The following is a 16,730-nucleotide window of genomic DNA, read 5'->3' as shown; positions in this document are numbered from 1 at the left end:
CATGTTCCTTTCCGATGTATCCATCAAGAGGCCCGTGTTCGCCACGGTTCTGAGCCTGCTGATCGTGGTGTTCGGCCTGGCCGCGCTCATGGGATTGCCAGTGCGGGAATACCCGGACATTGATCCCCCCGAAGTCTCCATTTCCACCGACTACATTGGCGCTGCCGCCGAAGTGGTGGACACTCAGATCACCCAGGTGATCGAAGGTGCCATCAGTGGCGTCGAGGGCATCCGCTCCATCGAGTCGAGTACCGAGCAGGGGGAATCGCGCACCTCCATCGAATTCAATACCTCCCGGGATGTGGATATCGCCGCCAATGACGTCCGGGATGCGGTGTCCCGGGTGCTCAACCAGCTGCCCGACGAGGCCGACCCGCCCACAATCCAGAAGGCAGATTCCGACGCCCGGCCCATGATGTGGGTGACCCTGCGCAGCGATGTCTGGGACAGCGCCGAGCTGAGTGACTTTGCCGAACGGGTGCTGTCAGACCGCTTGTCCGTTCTTGATGGTGTGGCGGATGTCACCATCGGCGGCGAGCGCCGGTACGCCATACGAGTCTGGCTGGACCAGGAACGACTGGCCTCGCGGAATATCACCGTGGCCGAGGTGGAGCAGGCACTGCGCTCCAATAACGTGGAACTGCCGGCGGGCTCAATCGAGTCCTCAACCCGGGACTTTACGGTACGCGCTGAAGGGCGTCTCACCACTGTTGAGGAGTTCCGCAATCTGGTGGTCCGCCGCAGTGGCAACGACCTGCTGCGTCTTGGTGAAGTGGCCAACGTGCAGATGGGGGTGGAGTCCGACACCAGCCGGCTGCGAGCCAATGGTGAGACGGCCATTGGAATGGGCATTATCAGGCAGTCCAAATCCAATACCGTGGCTGTCTCCGATGCGGTTCAGGCGGAGCTGGCCAACATCCGCGAGACCCTGCCACCAGAAGTGACCATTGCCGAAAGCTACGACGAGTCCATTTTCATCCGGGCCTCGATTCGGGAAGTCATGATCACCCTGGCCATATCGGTCACCCTGGTCATCCTGGTGATTTTCCTGTTCCTGAGATCCTGGCGGGCCACGCTGATTCCCGCGGTCACCATACCCGTCGCCATCATCGGCGCGTTTACCGGCCTGGGCGCCCTGGGTTTCTCCATCAACGTGCTGACCCTGCTGGCGATCATCCTTGCCATCGGCCTGGTCGTGGATGACGCCATCGTGATGCTGGAGAATATTCAGCGCCGGATTGATGACGGTGAGCCGCCTCTGCTGGCTTCCTTCCGGGGCGCCAAGCAGGTGGCGTTTGCGGTTATTGCCACCACCCTGACGCTGGTCGCGGTGTTTGTGCCTATCTCGTTCATGGGGGGCAACGTCGGGCGCCTGTTCAGCGAGTTCGGCTTCACCCTGGCCACCGCCGTGGTGGTGTCCAGTATCGTGGCGCTGACCCTGGCGCCCATGCTGTGTTCCAAATGGTTGCGCCCCAGCCCTAAAACTGCCGAAGGCCACCGGCTCTGGGCCTTCAGCGAGCGGGTGCTGAATGGACTGAATCGCGGCTATGAGCGCATGTTGCGCTTCTCCCTGCGCCAGCCTGGTCTGTTACTGGGCCTGGGTGTGGTGGGAATCCTGATCGCGGTGGTGATCTTCCCCCGCCTGCCCCAGGAACTGGCCCCGACGGAGGACCGCGGCATCATCATCATGCCTACCAGCGCGCCCCGGGGTTCAACCGTGGAATACACCGACCATCACGTTCGCAAGATCGAAGAGCGTCTGCTTCCCTACCTCGAATCAGGGGTGTCGAACCGACTGCTGTCCATTGTGGGCTTCCGGGGCGAGGGTGACCGAGCCTTCATGATCATGGGGCTGGTGCCCTGGGAAGAGCGTGACATCAAGCAGCAGGCTATCTCGGCGGAGCTCTTTCCCAAGCTGGCACAAGTGCCTGGGGTCCGGTCGATAGCGATCAACCCGCCGGGGCTGGGCCAGCGGGGCTTCAATCAGCCGGTGGAGTTTGTCATTGGCGGGCCTGACTACGAGACGGTGCAGCGCTGGAGCCAGGAAATCATCGAGCGCGCCAGCGAAAACCCGAACCTGCAGAATCTGGAAACCGATTTCGAGCTGACCCGGCCCGAGCTCCGGGTCAACATTGATCGCCAGCGCGCCGCCGATCTGGACGTGACCGTGGAAGACGTGGGCCTCACTCTGCAGACCATGCTGGCCTCTCGCCAGGTAACTACTTACCTGGACCGGGGCCGGGAATACGATGTGATCCTGCAGGCCGGCGACGCAGACCGGGCCTCGCCGGAAGATCTCGGGAAAATCTACCTGAGGCCTAGGCAGGGGGGCGAACTCATTCCTTTGCAGGCCCTGGTGGATGTGACAGAAATCGGCGCCAACCCGGATTTGAGAAGAATTGACCGGCTGCCCGCCGTGGTGATCAGCGGCTCCCTGGCGCCGGGCTATGACCTGGGGTCTGCCCTGGATTACCTCAGCGGCCTGGCGGTGGACTACCTGCCGGCGGAGGCCCGGGTAAGCTACAAGGGGCTAAGCCGGGAGTTCGAGGAATCCTCTGCGGCCATCTACATCACCTTCGGCCTGGCATTCCTGATCGTGTTTCTGGTTCTGGCTGCCCAGTTCGAAAGCTGGATACACCCGATGATCATCATGCTCTCGGTACCGCTGGCGGTGACCGGCGCCCTGATTGCCCTGCTGCTCTCCGGTATCAGCATGAACATATACAGCCAGATCGGCATCATCATGTTGCTGGGGCTGATGGCGAAGAACGGCATATTGATCGTGGAGTTTGCCAACCAGCTCAGGGACAAGGGCTATAACGTCCATGACGCCATTCTCGAAGGCGCCATCCTGCGTTTCCGGCCGGTGCTTATGACCACCATTTCCACGATCTTTGGCGCGGTTCCCCTGGTGCTGGCCACTGGTGCCGGCGCGGAAAGCCGGGCCGCCATCGGGGTGGTGGTGCTGGGCGGGCTTCTTTTTGCCACCACTCTGACACTGTTCATTATCCCGGTGCTGTACAACCTGATTGCCCGCTTTGCCAGGTCGGCCAATTATGTGGAAAAAACCCTGGAACAGCAGGCCCGAGACGAGGGCTCGGCAGGAACCCTGGGCGCAGCGCCCCAGCAGCGCCATAGTCCTGACTAGGAACCTGGGCGTGTATCCTCCCGCCTGATAGCGCGGTCCAGGAAACTTTCGGTTGCCCCTGACCGGTGTTTGTCGCATGGTTGCCCAGAACTCTTGCCAAGTCGGCACAGGGGTTCTGGCCCAGCAGGTGCCAGATCGCAGTGACTAACCAGGGAGCCTGTTGGATGGCCGATCAGAGTCAGTTCCGGCTGTTTACAGAACGTCGATTCCTGCCTTTCTTCCTGACCCAGTTTGCGGGCGCATTCAACGATAACCTGTTCAAGAATGCACTCCTGCTGCTGGTGACCTACACAGCCGGTGGACTGCTTGGCCTGCCCACCAACGTGGTGGTTAATCTTGCCGCTTTCCTTTTTATTTTGCCGTTCTTCCTGTTTTCCGGCATAGCCGGCCAGGTGGCGGATAAGTACGAGAAATCCCTTGTCATCCGCCGGGTCAAACTGCTGGAAGTGGCCATCATGCTGGCTGCTGCGGTGGGCCTCTGGTTTGGCTGGTATGAGCTGTTACTGCTGCTGCTCTTCCTGATGGGTACCCAATCCACATTTTTCGGACCCGTCAAATACGCCATCCTCCCACAGGTACTTGATGACGATGAGCTTGTCGGGGGCAACGCCCTGGTGGGCATGGGCACCTTTGTTTCTATACTTCTAGGAACCATTGCGGCCGGCATCATTATGGGCTTCGACTCGGCCGCACGTATCGCCGCGGTGGGTGTGGTGCTGATGGCCCTGGTGGGTTATCTGGTGGCGATGAAAATTCCCGCAACCCCTGCCGGATCCGCCGGCCTGGATATCCGGCTGCAGCCCCTGCGGGAAACCTGGCGGCTGTTTGCCATCGCCGCCGAGCGGCGCAACGTGCTGTTAAGCATCATGGCCATTTCCTGGTTCTGGTTCCTGGGCGCGGCCTACCTGACCCAATTCCCCAACTTTGCCAAAGTCGATCTGCAGGGGGACGAAACGGTCGTTACCCTGCTGCTGGCGGTGTTCACGGTGGGCATTGCTGTAGGCTCGATGCTGTGTGAGCGGCTATCTGGCCACAAAATTGAGCTGGGCATCGTGCCCATTGGCTCTGTCGGCCTGAGCCTGTTCGGATTCGACCTCTACATGAACATGCCGGCCAACCCAGGGCCCACCGACTGGTGGCTGATGCTGGGCGAGAGCCAGTATATTCGAGTCGTTCTGGACCTGCTGGGTATCGGCATATCCGGCGGGCTGTTCATTGTACCGCTCTATGCCTATGTGCAGCATGAGACCCCCGCCGACAAGCGCGCCCGAATCATTGCCGCCCTGAACGTATTCAATGCTCTGTTTATGGTGGTAAGTGCCCTGGCCGGCATTGTCATGCTGGGTGTCCTTGGCCTCAGTATTCCCGAGTTTTTCCTGGTGCTGGCCATCATGAACCTGCTGGTAGCCGGGTTCGTCTACCAGCAGATGCCGGATTTTGCCCTCAGGTTCATTGTCTGGATGCTGTCCCATACTATTTACCGGGTACGCCATGAGGGACTGGAGCAGATCCCGGAAGAAGGCCCGGTACTGCTGGTCTGCAACCACGTTACTTACATGGATGCTCTGGTGCTTGCCGGTGCGGTGAGGCGACCGGTGCGTTTTGTCATGGATTACCGGATTTTCCGCACACCGATTCTGGGGGCTGTCTTCCGGCTGGCCCGGACCATTCCCATCGCGCCCCGGAACCAGGCGCCAGACATTCACGAGCGCGCTTTCGATGCTATCGACAAGCAGCTTCGGGATGGCCAGGTTGTCTGTATTTTCCCGGAGGGTCACCTGACCGAAGACGGTGAAATAGACCGTTTCCGGAGCGGCGTTGAGGCGATCGTGCAGCGTTATCCGGTGGTGGTGGTGCCAATGGCGCTGAAAGGCCTTTGGGGCAGCTTTTTCAGTCATGCCGGCGGCCAGGCAATGCGACACTGGCCCCGCCGTTTCTGGTCCCGTATCGAACTGAGGGCTGGCCAGCCGGTAGCACCAGAGAATGTCACTGCCCAAGCTCTGGAAGAACGGGTGCGTGAGCTGAGGGGTACAACGCTCTAAGCCCGGCCCGGCCTGTGGATAAACTGTTGAACAACCTCAGTATAAATTCTGGGTAACTTTTAATATGACTAAATTTAACAATAACTTAACCCGGTTTTTGATGTTGCTCAAAGGGGGTGAAAAATGTGGATAACTTTATTGAAACATTTTATTAAGTCACTCAGCCAAGCGTATGATTTAGCAAGAGTGTTTCCATCATTAACCTGCAGTCACGTCGGCTTTTCAAGGCAGGATCCGTGGCCGGGGACTTGTTTGCAACGGGCCGGCAGGCCCGGACTGGCGGATTTGGTTAAAAAGTGCGCATTTACACTGCAATGGACGCCCCGACACGTTATACTCTTCCGCCCGAATTTTTTGTTTCCCTTTTTGTCTTTCCTGAGGTGTTGAGTGGATTTTCCGAGCCGTTTCGATGTGATTGTGATTGGTGGTGGTCATGCCGGTACCGAAGCCGCCCTGGCCGCCGCGCGCATGGGGTCTGCCACCCTGCTGCTGACCCACAACATTGAAACCCTGGGTCAGATGTCCTGCAACCCGGCCATAGGCGGCATCGGCAAGAGCCACCTGGTCAAGGAGATCGACGCCATGGGCGGTGCGATGGCCCAGGCCACCGACCTGGCCGGCATCCAGTTCCGCACGCTCAATTCCCGCAAGGGGCCTGCCGTGCGTGCCACCCGTGCCCAGGCTGACCGGGTATTGTACAAAGCGGCCATTCGTAGCGTGCTGGAGAACCAGCCCAATCTGACCCTGTTCCAGCAGGCGGCGGATGACCTGATTGTGGAAAACGACCGGGTCACCGGCGTGGTCACCCAGACCGGTATCCGCTTTCACGCCCGGACCGTGGTTCTGACCACAGGCACTTTCCTCGGCGGGGTTATCCACATCGGCATGCAGAACCACTCCGGTGGTCGAGCCGGCGATGCGCCGGCCAATGCCCTGGCCCAGCGCCTGCGGGAACTGCCGTTCAACGTCGGTCGCCTGAAGACCGGCACACCACCGCGCATCGATGCCCGTAGCGTGGATTTTTCCGTCATGCAGACCCAATGGGGGGATGATCCGACGCCGGTGATGTCGTTCCTGGGCTCCCGTGCCGACCACCCGGAGCAGGTGTGCTGCTACATCACCCGCACCACCGAGGAAACCCACGACATCATTCGCAGCGGTTTTGACCGCTCGCCCATGTTTGTCGGCAATATCGAAGGCATCGGCCCGCGCTATTGCCCTTCCATAGAGGACAAGGTCAACCGGTTTGCGGACAAGAACTCGCACCAGATTTTCGTTGAGCCGGAAGGCCTGACCACCCACGAACTCTATCCCAACGGTATTTCCACCAGCCTGCCATTCGATATCCAGCTGGCGGCGGTACGGACCATTCCTGGGTTCGAGCATGCCCATATTACGCGCCCTGGCTATGCCATCGAGTACGACTACCTGAACCCCCAGGATCTGCGCCATACCCTGGAAACCAAGTTCATCGGTGGACTCTATTTTGCCGGCCAGATCAACGGCACGACCGGATATGAAGAAGCCGGCGCCCAGGGCCTGCTGGCGGGAATCAACGCCGCCCTGCAGGCCCAGGACAAGGATGCCTGGTATCCCCGTCGCGACGAGGCCTATCTTGGGGTGCTGGTGGACGACCTGATCACCATGGGTACGTCCGAGCCCTATCGCATGTTTACCAGCCGTGCCGAGTACCGCCTGATCCTGCGCGAAGACAATGCCGATCTGCGGTTGACCGAAACCGGTTATAAACTGGGCCTGGTCAACGAAGAGCGCTGGAGTCGTTTCAACGCCAAGCGTGACGCTATCGCCATCGAGCGCCAGCGCCTGAATACCACGTTCGTGCACCCTGGCACTGAAGGTGCCGCTATCGCAGATACTCACTTGCAGCGTCCTATGGGCCGGGAACACTCCCTGGCTGAACTGCTGCGAAGGCCTGAGATTGTCTACAGTCATATTGCCGCCATCGGCGGGGATCAGGCTGACGATCCCAATGTTGCCGAGCAGGTCGAGATCGAGATCAAGTACGAGGGCTACATTTCGCGCCAGACTGACGAAATCGAGCGCCTGCGCCGTAACGAAAACACCACCTTGCCGGTGGATATGGATTTCGACGCCATTGGTGGGCTGTCCAACGAGATCCGCCAGAAGCTGAAGACGGTGCGGCCCGAAACCATTGCCCAGGCCTCCCGGATCCAGGGCGTCACGCCCGCTGCGGTATCCCAGTTGCTGGTGCACCTGAAAAAGCGCGACCTGTTACGCAAGCAGTCGGCCTGAGCACATGAGCGAGACACTCTGGCGCAGTCAGCTCAGTCAGGGGCTGGAGCCCATGGATATCCGTCTATCACCGGAGCAGGTGGAGCAACTGGTGGCTTTCCTCGGCCTGCTGGCCAAGTGGAACAAGGCCTATAACCTCACCGCTGTAAGGGACCCCGGGGAAATGGTGTCGCGCCAGTTGCTGGACAGCCTGAGCCTGCTGCCGTTCGTCACCGCCCCGCACCTGCTGGATGTAGGTGCCGGCGGCGGGCTGCCCGGCATACCCCTGGCAGTGGCCTTGCCGGAGCAACGCTTCAGCCTGCTGGACAGCAACAGCAAGAAGACCCGGTTCCTGACACAGTGTGTGCTGGAGCTCAAACTGGACAATGTTGATATAATTCACGGTCGCGCCGAGGCTTGCGACCCATCCATCCGCTACACTCAGATCAGCAGTCGTGCCTTCACGGCCCTCGACAACATGGTGGCCTGGTGCGGGAATCTGCTGGCGGTGGATGGGGAGTTCCTTGCCATGAAAGGCCAGTTTCCGGATGATGAAGTGGCAGCGCTGCCCGCGGACTGGCGCGTGAAGGCCCACCATCCCCTGCAGGTGCCCGGCTGTGCCGGCGAACGCCACCTGCTTATTATCGATCGTGATCCAAACACAGGAGGTTAGCCATGGCGCGTGTCATAGCAGTCACCAACCAGAAAGGCGGCGTCGGCAAAACCACGACCTGCGTCAATCTGGCCGCGTCCCTGGCAGCCACCAAGCGCCGGGTCCTGCTGGTCGATATGGACCCCCAGGGCAATGCCACCATGGGCAGCGGGATCGACAAGAACGCCCTTGCCCTGTCCGGGTATGACCTGCTGACCAAGCGCGCCACGGCGGCGGAAGTGATTATTCCTGCTGATGCCTCCGGATTCGATATCCTACCGTCCAACGGCGACCTGACCGCCGCGGAAGTGGCACTGATGAACGAGATCGGTCGGGAGCACCGTCTGCGCCTGGCCATCAACAGCGTTCGTGACCGTTACGACTACGTGCTGATCGACTGCCCGCCGTCCCTGAACCTGCTCACCGTCAACGCCCTGTCAGCAGCCGATACCGTGCTTATACCCATGCAGTGCGAATACTACGCCCTAGAGGGCCTGGCTGCCCTGATGAATACCATCGAGCAGATTCAGGAGACCGTGAATCCTGAGCTCAAGGTGGAAGGCATCCTGCGGACCATGTACGACCCTCGCAACAGCCTCACCCTGGATGTGTCCTCACAGCTTAGCGAGTTTTTCGGTGACAAGGTCTACCGGGCAGTGATCCCCCGCAACGTACGCCTCGCAGAGGCCCCGAGCTATGGCATTCCGGCTCTGAAGTATGATCGCGTGTCCAAAGGCGCGGTGGCCTATCTCGCCCTGGCGGGTGAAATGGTGCGCCGGCACGGCACACAAAAGACAACCACCGCTCTACCCGTGTAAGATGGTGCGCTTTCCATACATCACTGACTGAATTTCATCGAACCAAATGACGGACACCATGGCGGCGAAAAAACGAGGATTGGGTGAGCGTGGCTTGGGAGCTCTTCTGGCAGGCTCCAAGGTCAATCTGGACCGCGACCTGAGCGAACATGACGGCGAGCTCCGGGAAGTCCCGGTGGATCTTATCCAGCGTGGTCGTTACCAGCCCCGGCGGGACATGGACCCCGCCGCGCTGCAGGAACTGGCTGACTCCATTCGCCAGCAGGGTGTCATGCAGCCGGTGGTTTTGCGTCCGGTCAGCGAGGGACGCTACGAGCTGATCGCCGGTGAACGGCGCTGGCGAGCGACCCAACTGGCCGAACTTGACCGGATTCCGGCCATCATCCGGGACGTGACCGACGAAGCCGCCGTCGCCATGTCCCTGATTGAAAACATCCAGCGGGAAAACCTCAACCCCATTGAAGAAGCTTTCGCCCTGCATCGGTTACAGGAAGAGTTTGGCCTGACCCAGGCCCAGGTGGCGGAGGCTGTAGGCAAGTCGCGCACGACCATCACCAATCTGCTGCGACTGATCAGCCTGACCGAAGACGTCCGGGTGATGCTGGAACATGGCGACCTGGAAATGGGCCACGGCCGCGCCATGCTCACCCTGCCCCCGGAGCAGCAGATGCAGGTAGCGCGTCAGGTAGTGGCTAAATCCCTTTCGGTCCGACAGACCGAAGCGCTGGTTCGGCGAATCCAGCAGGAAGCGGGCAGCAGTAAAGCCACAAGCCGTTCCGGCGCCCTGGACCCTAACATACGTGCCCTCCAGGATAATCTGGCAGAGCGCCTGGGCGCCCGGGTCTCCATAGATCATGGTCAGCGCGGGAAAGGCAAGCTGGTGATCGAATACGGTTCACTGGACGAACTTGACGGCATCCTGGAACACATCAAATAGAAACCTTGATCCTATAGTCTAAAGTCGTGTTTCGTCCCGACATACCACATGTGGTAATAACCGGTAGCGATGGACACAACTTGTATGGTTTGCGTCATTGGATTATAGAAACTGGTTAAAACACCGGCAGGTTTTGAAACCAGTTGTGTTGAACAGCCAGGCGTTAACACATATAATTTTGCGCGCTTGCTGTTACAGCAAGCGATGTCTGGCATCCGGAAGCCGGTACTGACTCAGCGTACTGACAAAAGGTGGCTCCGATGACCAAGACCAGAACTGGACTTATCCGATTGCCACTGGTCCGGTGGCTGACAGCAGAAGGCTCGGTCGTACTGGTTATCAGCCTTTTATGGAGCCTGGAAAGCCGCTTGGCAGGTTATTCCGCACTCATTGGCGGTCTCATTTTTGTCATACCAAGCGCTTATTTTGCACACCGGGTATTTCGCCATCAGGGCGCTCGCAATGCCAGCCTGATGGTTGGCGACTTGTTCAGGGCAGAAAGTATAAAACTTGCCCTTACCGCAGTATTTTTTGCGGCCGTTTTCATCTTGATGGAGCCAGTACATGTGCCGGCTCTGTTATTCACTTTTGCTGTGATGGTTGCGATAAGTCCGGCCCTGCGCTGGTTCCTACGCTCCAAACCACAGCGATGACTGGACGAGAGCAGTATGGCAGCTGAAACCCCAGTAGAATATATAAAGCACCACCTACAGAACCTGACCTACGGCAAGCTTCCGGAAGGTTATGAGCGCGCTGACGGCGCCGTTCTGGACGAGTCCACCTGGACCTTCGCCAGAACTGCAGCTGAAGCATCCGATATGGGGTTCATGGCATTCCACGTGGATACTCTTGGCTGGTCTATCGCCATGGGCGTGCTGTTTCTGGGCCTGTTCCGCTTCGTAGCGACGCGTGCCACCAGTGGCAATCCCGGCCGCCTGCAGAATTTCGTTGAAATGGTATTCGAGTTCGTCGAAGGCATAGTGCGCGATGGTTTTAACGGTCGTAACCCGCTGATTGCGCCCCTGGCACTGACGATGTTCGTCTGGATCTTCCTGATGAACAGCCTGAAACTCATTCCGGTCGACTATATTCCGTCCATTGCACACGCCATGGGGCTGGAGTATTTCAAGATTGTTCCGACTACGGATCCCAACGGTACCTTTGGTATTTCCATCGGGGTCTTCCTGCTGATCATTTTCTACAGCTTCAAGGTGAAGGGCGCTGGTGGTTTCCTGCACGAACTGTCGTTCACGCCTTTCAATCACTGGTCACTGGTGCCGTTCAACCTGTTCCTGGAGCTGCTGGTGCTTATCGTGAAGCCCATCAGCCTGGCGCTGCGTCTGTTCGGTAACATGTACGCCGGTGAAGTGGTATTCATCCTGATCGCCATCCTGCCACTATGGATACAGTGGACGCTGAGCGTACCCTGGGCCATATTCCACATCCTTGTGGTAACATTGCAGGCCTTTATCTTTACTACGCTGGCTGTGGTCTACCTCAGTGCGGCACATGAAGACCACGGAACATTAACCTAATTCACAAACCCTTAACTATCTGAGAAAACTGAGGAGTATTCAATGGAAATGGTAATGATTGCAGCGTCGATTATTCTCGGCCTTGGCGCTCTGGCGACCGGCATTGGCTTTGGCCTTCTGGGCGGCAAACTGCTGGAATCCACAGCCCGTCAGCCAGAAATGGCAAACCAGCTGCAAACCAAAACCTTCATCATGGCCGGTCTGCTTGACGCTGTTCCTATGATCGGTGTTGGTATCGCTATGTACCTGATTTTCGTTGTCGCTGGTTAATCAGCCGAAAGAGCGGGCGCTTTTGATGCGTCCGATTTTCCGGTCACCGGGATGCAACGAATAGCAAGAGGTATATCGCCGTGAATATCAACCTTACGTTAATAGGGCAGTCGATCGCCTTCGCTATTTTCGTCTGGTTCTGTGTCAAGTATGTATGGCCGCCGATTACTGCGGCCATGAGCGCACGCCAGAAGAAGATAGCCGACGGTCTTTCAGCCGCAGACCGCGCAGACCGCGACCTGGAGCTTGCAAAAGAAAAAGCTTCCAAGGAAATGCGGAAGGCGAAAGAAGATGCTGCAGCCCTGGTCGATCAGGCCAACAAGCGCGCCGCCCAGATTGTGGAAGCCTCCAAGGCTGACGCACGGACGGAAGGCGAGAAGCTGATTGAGCAGGCCAGAGCTGAAATTCAACAGGAGCGTGTTCAGGCTCGCGACGCACTCAGGGCAGAAGTGGCAGCACTTGCCGTTGCCGGTGCCGAGAAGATTCTGGAAACCTCTGTCGACGCCAAAGCTCACAGCGAGATGCTGGACAAGCTGGCGGCAGAACTCTAAGCGAGGGTCATCATGGCAGAACTGACGACGTTAGCCCGACCCTATGCGAAGGCCGTTTTTGATGCAGCCAAGGATCATGACAGCGTCGATGCCTGGGACCAGGCATTGGCGTTTGCTGGTCAGGTTGCGGCCGACAAAGAGATACGAAGGATCCTGAACAACCCCGGGCTATCCGAGCAACGCAAGGCTGAACTCTTCGTTGACTGCTTCGAGCAAGCACTGCCGGAAGCGCTCAGGAATTTCCTGTTAATTCTTGCTGAAAATAAGCGGTTGGTCCTGCTGCCAGAAGTATCGGCACTGTTCACCCTTTTCCGTGCTGATCTTGAGCGCACCGTCAGACTAGAGGTGAGTTCAGCGTTCGAAATGACGGAAGAGCAGCAGAAAAAGCTCGTTGACGCATTGTCCAGAAAACTGGAGCGCAAGATAGATCTGGAAACCTCGGTCGATCAGTCCCTGATTGGCGGTGCAATTGTTCGCACGGGTGACCTGGTGATAGACGCTTCTGTTCGCGGCAAGCTGGCCAAAATGGCCAAGGCTCTGGGCTCCTGATTTCAGCACAAGGTTTGAGGAAAATGGCATGCAGCAACTGAATCCATCCGAGATCAGTGACATCATCAAGAAGCGAATCGAAAAACTCGATATCTCTTCGGAAGCAAAAAACGAAGGTACGATTCTGTCGGTATCTGACGGTATCGTGCTGATCCACGGTCTTGCCGATGTTATGTACGGCGAGATGATCGAGTTCGAAAACGGTACCTTCGGCATGGCGCTCAACCTTGAGCGTGATTCTGTAGGTGCGGTTGTTCTGGGCGACTACGAAGAGCTGGCTGAAGGCCAGAAAGTTCGCTGTACCGGTCGCATCCTGGAAGTGCCGATTGGTCCGGAACTGTTGGGCCGTGTTGTGGACGGTCTGGGTAACGCCATCGACGGGAAGGGTGACCTGGGCACCAGCCTGACCGCCCCCATCGAGAAAGTGGCGCCGGGCGTAATCGCCCGTCAGTCCGTTGATGAGCCGGTTCAGACTGGCCTCAAGGCAATCGACACCATGGTGCCTATCGGCCGTGGCCAGCGTGAGCTGATTATTGGCGACCGTCAGATTGGTAAGACCGCCGTCGCCATCGACGCGATCATCAACCAGAAGAACAGTGGCATCAAGTGTATCTACGTTGCTATCGGCCAGAAGCAGTCCTCCATTGCTGCGGTTGTCCGTAAGCTTGAAGAACACGGCGCCATGGACCACACAATTGTGGTCGCTGCCGGCGCTGCAGATCCTGCCGCCATGCAGTTCCTGGCACCTTACTCCGGTACATCCATGGGTGAGTACTTCCGCGACCGCGGCGAGAACGCCCTGATCGTGTATGACGATCTCAGTAAGCAGGCCGTGGCCTATCGCCAGATCTCCCTGTTGCTGCGTCGGCCACCGGGTCGGGAAGCATATCCGGGTGACGTGTTCTATCTGCACTCCCGCCTGCTGGAGCGTGCCTCCCGTGTAAACGCGGCCTACGTGGAAGAATTCACCAACGGCGAAGTCAAAGGCAAGACTGGTTCCCTGACAGCGCTGCCGCTGATTGAGACCCAGGCGGGTGACGTATCGGCATTCGTACCGACCAACGTTATCTCCATCACTGACGGTCAGATCTTCCTTGAGACCAACCTGTTCAACTCCGGTATCCGTCCGGCAATGAACGCAGGTGTATCGGTTTCACGGGTCGGTGGTTCTGCCCAGACCAAGATCATGAAGAAGCTGGGCGGTAACATTCGTCTGGCCCTGGCCCAGTATCGTGAATTGGCGGCTTTCGCCCAGTTCGCGTCTGACCTGGACGAAGCGACTCGTCAGCAGCTGGAGCACGGTCAGCGGGTTACCGAGCTGATGAAGCAGAATCAGTACAGCCCGATGAGCGTTGCCGAGATGGGTACCGTTCTGTTTGCAGCCAACGAAGGCTTCCTGGACGACGTTGAGGTGGAAAAGGTTGTGAAGTTCGAAGCACAACTGCTGGACTGGATGCGTTCGGAGCAGTCCGAGCTTCTGGCCAAGATCAACGAGAAAGGCGATTTCAACGATGAAATTGCTGCCGGTCTGAAAGCTGCTCTGGAGAAATTCAAGACCACTCAGAGTTGGTAAGGCAAGGGGCCTGCACCGGGCAGGCCCCTTGGTCCACATGAGTGTCTAACTTGAAAAGGCAGTGACATATGGCCATCGGAAAAGAAATACGCAACCAGATCGGAAGCATCAAGAGTACGCAGAAGATCACCAGCGCCATGGAAATGGTGGCTGCGAGCAAGATGCGCAAAGCTCAGGAACGCATGCAGGCTACACGCCCGTACGCTGAAAAGATGCGCCAGGTAATCGGGCATATTGCCAAGGCAAACCAGGATTACCGTCATCCTTTCATGCAGGACCGCGAAGTCAAGCGGGTAGGCTACATCGTAATTTCCTCGGACCGGGGACTCTGCGGTGGTCTGAACGCCAACGTGTTCAAGGCGCTCGTGCGTGAAATGCGTGACTGGAAAAACAAAGGTGTCGGCATTGATCTCTGTGCGATTGGTCAGAAAGGTGCCTCCTTCTTTCGCAGCTATGGCGGGAATGTGGTGGCGGCCCTGACGCATCTGGGTGATGACCCCAGCGCCGAGAAGCTGATCGGTAACGTCACCGTCATGCTCAACGCTTTCGAGGAAGGCACGATCGACCGCCTGTACCTGGTGAGCAACGAGTTTGTGAACACCATGACTCAGCGCCCCAAGGTGGAGCAGCTTCTGCCCCTGCCCGAAAGCGAAGACGACGAGATTGGTCACCAGTGGGATTACATCTACGAGCCGGACGCCCGTCCCATTCTGGACGGTCTTCTGCCACGTTACATTGAATCCCAGGTTTATCAGGGAGTGGTGGAAAATCTGGCTTGCGAGCAGGCTGCTCGGATGATTGCCATGAAGAGCGCGACTGATAACGCTGGCAGCATCATCGACGAGCTCCAACTGGCCTATAACAAGGCCCGTCAGGCAGCCATTACCCAAGAGATATCGGAGATTGTGAGCGGCGCGGCTTCGGTCTGATCCTGCCCACGATCCTACTGGTTTTGTTGACTATAGAGATAACGAGGAACCGAGCATGAGTAGCGGACACATCGTTCAGATCATTGGCGCGGTTATCGACGTGGAATTTCCACGTGACTCCGTTCCCAAAGTGTATGACGCACTGCTGCTTGAAGGTGGTGACACAACCCTGGAAGTCCAGCAGCAGCTGGGCGACGGCATTGTACGTACCATCGCCATGGGCAGCACCGAAGGCCTCAAGCGGGGCCTGAAGGCAGAAAATACCAACGCACCCATTTCCGTCCCGGTCGGTATCAAGACCCTGGGCCGGATTATGGACGTTCTGGGTCGTCCCATTGATGAGCAGGGCGATATTGGTGAAGAAGAGCGCTGGGCGATCCACCGCAAGGCACCGGGCTATGCCGACCAGGCAGCGTCTGCAGACCTGCTGGAAACCGGCATCAAGGTAATCGACCTGATCTGCCCGTTCGCCAAGGGCGGTAAAGTCGGTCTGTTCGGTGGTGCGGGTGTTGGTAAGACCGTCAACATGATGGAGCTGATCAACAACATCGCCAAAGAGCATTCCGGTCTGTCTGTATTCGCCGGTGTTGGTGAGCGGACCCGGGAAGGTAACGACTTCTACTATGAAATGAAGGACTCCAATGTCCTTGATAAGGTAGCGATGGTTTATGGCCAGATGAACGAGCCCCCGGGCAACCGTCTGCGTGTAGCCCTGACCGGCCTGACTATTGCCGAGAAGTTCCGTGACGAAGGACGCGACGTACTGTTGTTCGTAGACAACATCTACCGTTACACCCTGGCGGGTACCGAAGTATCGGCACTGCTGGGTCGTATGCCTTCCGCGGTAGGTTACCAGCCCACGCTGGCCCAGGAAATGGGTGAGCTGCAGGAGCGGATTACCTCCACCAAGACCGGTTCCATCACGTCCATCCAGGCGGTATACGTACCGGCGGACGACCTGACTGACCCGTCGCCAGCAACCACCTTCTCGCACCTTGACGCGACCGTGGTACTGAGCCGTGACATCGCTTCCAAGGGTATCTACCCGGCGATCGATCCGCTGGATTCGACCTCCCGTCAGCTGGACCCGCTGGTCATCGGTGAAGAGCACTACGAAGTGGCGCGGGGCGTTCAGACCAACCTCCAGCGCTACAAGGAGCTGAAAGACATCATTGCGATCCTCGGCATGGACGAACTGTCTGAAGAAGACAGGCTGACCGTTGCCCGGGCCCGTAAGATTGAACGCTTTCTGTCCCAGCCGTTTCACGTGGCCGAGGTTTTCACCGGCTCACCGGGTAAATACGTGTCTCTGAAAGAGACTATCAGCAGCTTCAAGGGAATCATCAACGGCGACTATGACGACATGCCTGAGCAGGCATTCTACATGGTAGGCACCATTGAAGAAGCAGTTGAGAAGGCGAAGGAAATGAAAGCCAAGGCGAAGTAAGGCATGTTTCCTGACCGACCATAGAG

14 protein-coding genes are annotated in these 16,730 nt (G+C 58.1%); all 14 read left to right on the top strand.

Annotation, left to right across the window (positions count from 1 at the left end):
- The first annotated feature begins 1 nt into the window (after position 1).
- The gene (locus tag G7W63_RS02840; RefSeq protein WP_166252871.1) at positions 2-3,148 is read left to right on the top strand and encodes an efflux RND transporter permease subunit; all 3,147 of its coding nucleotides are present in this window, start codon (positions 2-4) and stop codon (positions 3,146-3,148) included.
- A gap of 164 nt (positions 3,149-3,312) precedes the next feature.
- Complete coding sequence (locus tag G7W63_RS02835; protein ID WP_166252870.1) at positions 3,313-5,190, top strand: MFS transporter; 1,878 nt, start codon at positions 3,313-3,315, stop codon at positions 5,188-5,190.
- 387 nt (positions 5,191-5,577) lie between these two features.
- On the top strand, positions 5,578-7,464 hold the full coding sequence (gene mnmG / locus G7W63_RS02830; RefSeq protein ID WP_166252869.1) for a tRNA uridine-5-carboxymethylaminomethyl(34) synthesis enzyme MnmG: 1,887 nt from the start codon (positions 5,578-5,580) through the stop codon (positions 7,462-7,464).
- A gap of 4 nt (positions 7,465-7,468) precedes the next feature.
- Positions 7,469-8,116 carry a 16S rRNA (guanine(527)-N(7))-methyltransferase RsmG gene (gene rsmG / locus G7W63_RS02825; RefSeq protein WP_166252868.1) on the top strand — a complete coding sequence of 216 codons (648 nt, stop codon included), beginning with the start codon at positions 7,469-7,471 and terminating at the stop codon, positions 8,114-8,116.
- A gap of 2 nt (positions 8,117-8,118) precedes the next feature.
- On the top strand, positions 8,119-8,913 hold the full coding sequence (locus G7W63_RS02820) for a ParA family protein (protein ID WP_166252867.1): 795 nt from the start codon (positions 8,119-8,121) through the stop codon (positions 8,911-8,913).
- A 58-nt stretch (positions 8,914-8,971) separates the two neighbouring features.
- Complete coding sequence (locus G7W63_RS02815) at positions 8,972-9,850, top strand: ParB/RepB/Spo0J family partition protein (protein WP_166252866.1); 879 nt, start codon at positions 8,972-8,974, stop codon at positions 9,848-9,850.
- A gap of 260 nt (positions 9,851-10,110) precedes the next feature.
- Positions 10,111-10,503, top strand: coding sequence for an ATP synthase subunit I (locus tag G7W63_RS02810; RefSeq protein WP_166252865.1), 393 nt, complete (start codon positions 10,111-10,113; stop codon positions 10,501-10,503).
- Between the two features lie 15 nt (positions 10,504-10,518).
- On the top strand, positions 10,519-11,385 hold the full coding sequence (gene atpB / locus G7W63_RS02805; protein ID WP_166252864.1) for a F0F1 ATP synthase subunit A: 867 nt from the start codon (positions 10,519-10,521) through the stop codon (positions 11,383-11,385).
- A gap of 42 nt (positions 11,386-11,427) precedes the next feature.
- Entirely contained in the window at positions 11,428-11,655 is a 228-nt protein-coding gene (atpE, locus tag G7W63_RS02800) for a F0F1 ATP synthase subunit C (RefSeq protein ID WP_166252863.1), read from the top strand.
- Positions 11,656-11,735: 80 nt separating this feature from the next.
- The gene (locus tag G7W63_RS02795) at positions 11,736-12,206 is read left to right on the top strand and encodes a F0F1 ATP synthase subunit B (protein WP_166252860.1); all 471 of its coding nucleotides are present in this window, start codon (positions 11,736-11,738) and stop codon (positions 12,204-12,206) included.
- Between the two features lie 12 nt (positions 12,207-12,218).
- Positions 12,219-12,755, top strand: coding sequence for a F0F1 ATP synthase subunit delta (locus tag G7W63_RS02790; RefSeq protein ID WP_166252857.1), 537 nt, complete (start codon positions 12,219-12,221; stop codon positions 12,753-12,755).
- Positions 12,756-12,783: 28 nt separating this feature from the next.
- Entirely contained in the window at positions 12,784-14,328 is a 1,545-nt protein-coding gene (gene atpA / locus G7W63_RS02785; protein ID WP_166252854.1) for a F0F1 ATP synthase subunit alpha, read from the top strand.
- Between the two features lie 68 nt (positions 14,329-14,396).
- A complete protein-coding gene (gene atpG / locus G7W63_RS02780) occupies positions 14,397-15,257 on the top strand; it encodes a F0F1 ATP synthase subunit gamma (RefSeq protein WP_166252851.1) in 861 nt (286 codons plus the stop codon).
- Between the two features lie 55 nt (positions 15,258-15,312).
- Positions 15,313-16,704 (top strand): F0F1 ATP synthase subunit beta, encoded by a 1,392-nt coding sequence (atpD, locus tag G7W63_RS02775; protein ID WP_166252848.1) that lies wholly within the window; start codon positions 15,313-15,315, stop codon positions 16,702-16,704.
- The last annotated feature ends 26 nt before the right edge of the window (positions 16,705-16,730 follow it).

This window comes from Marinobacter salicampi (genome assembly GCF_011074795.1).
GTDB classification, from domain to species: domain Bacteria; phylum Pseudomonadota; class Gammaproteobacteria; order Pseudomonadales; family Oleiphilaceae; genus Marinobacter; species Marinobacter salicampi.
Note: the sequence above shows the minus strand (reverse complement) of the source record. Positions and strands in the feature narration are given on the sequence as shown.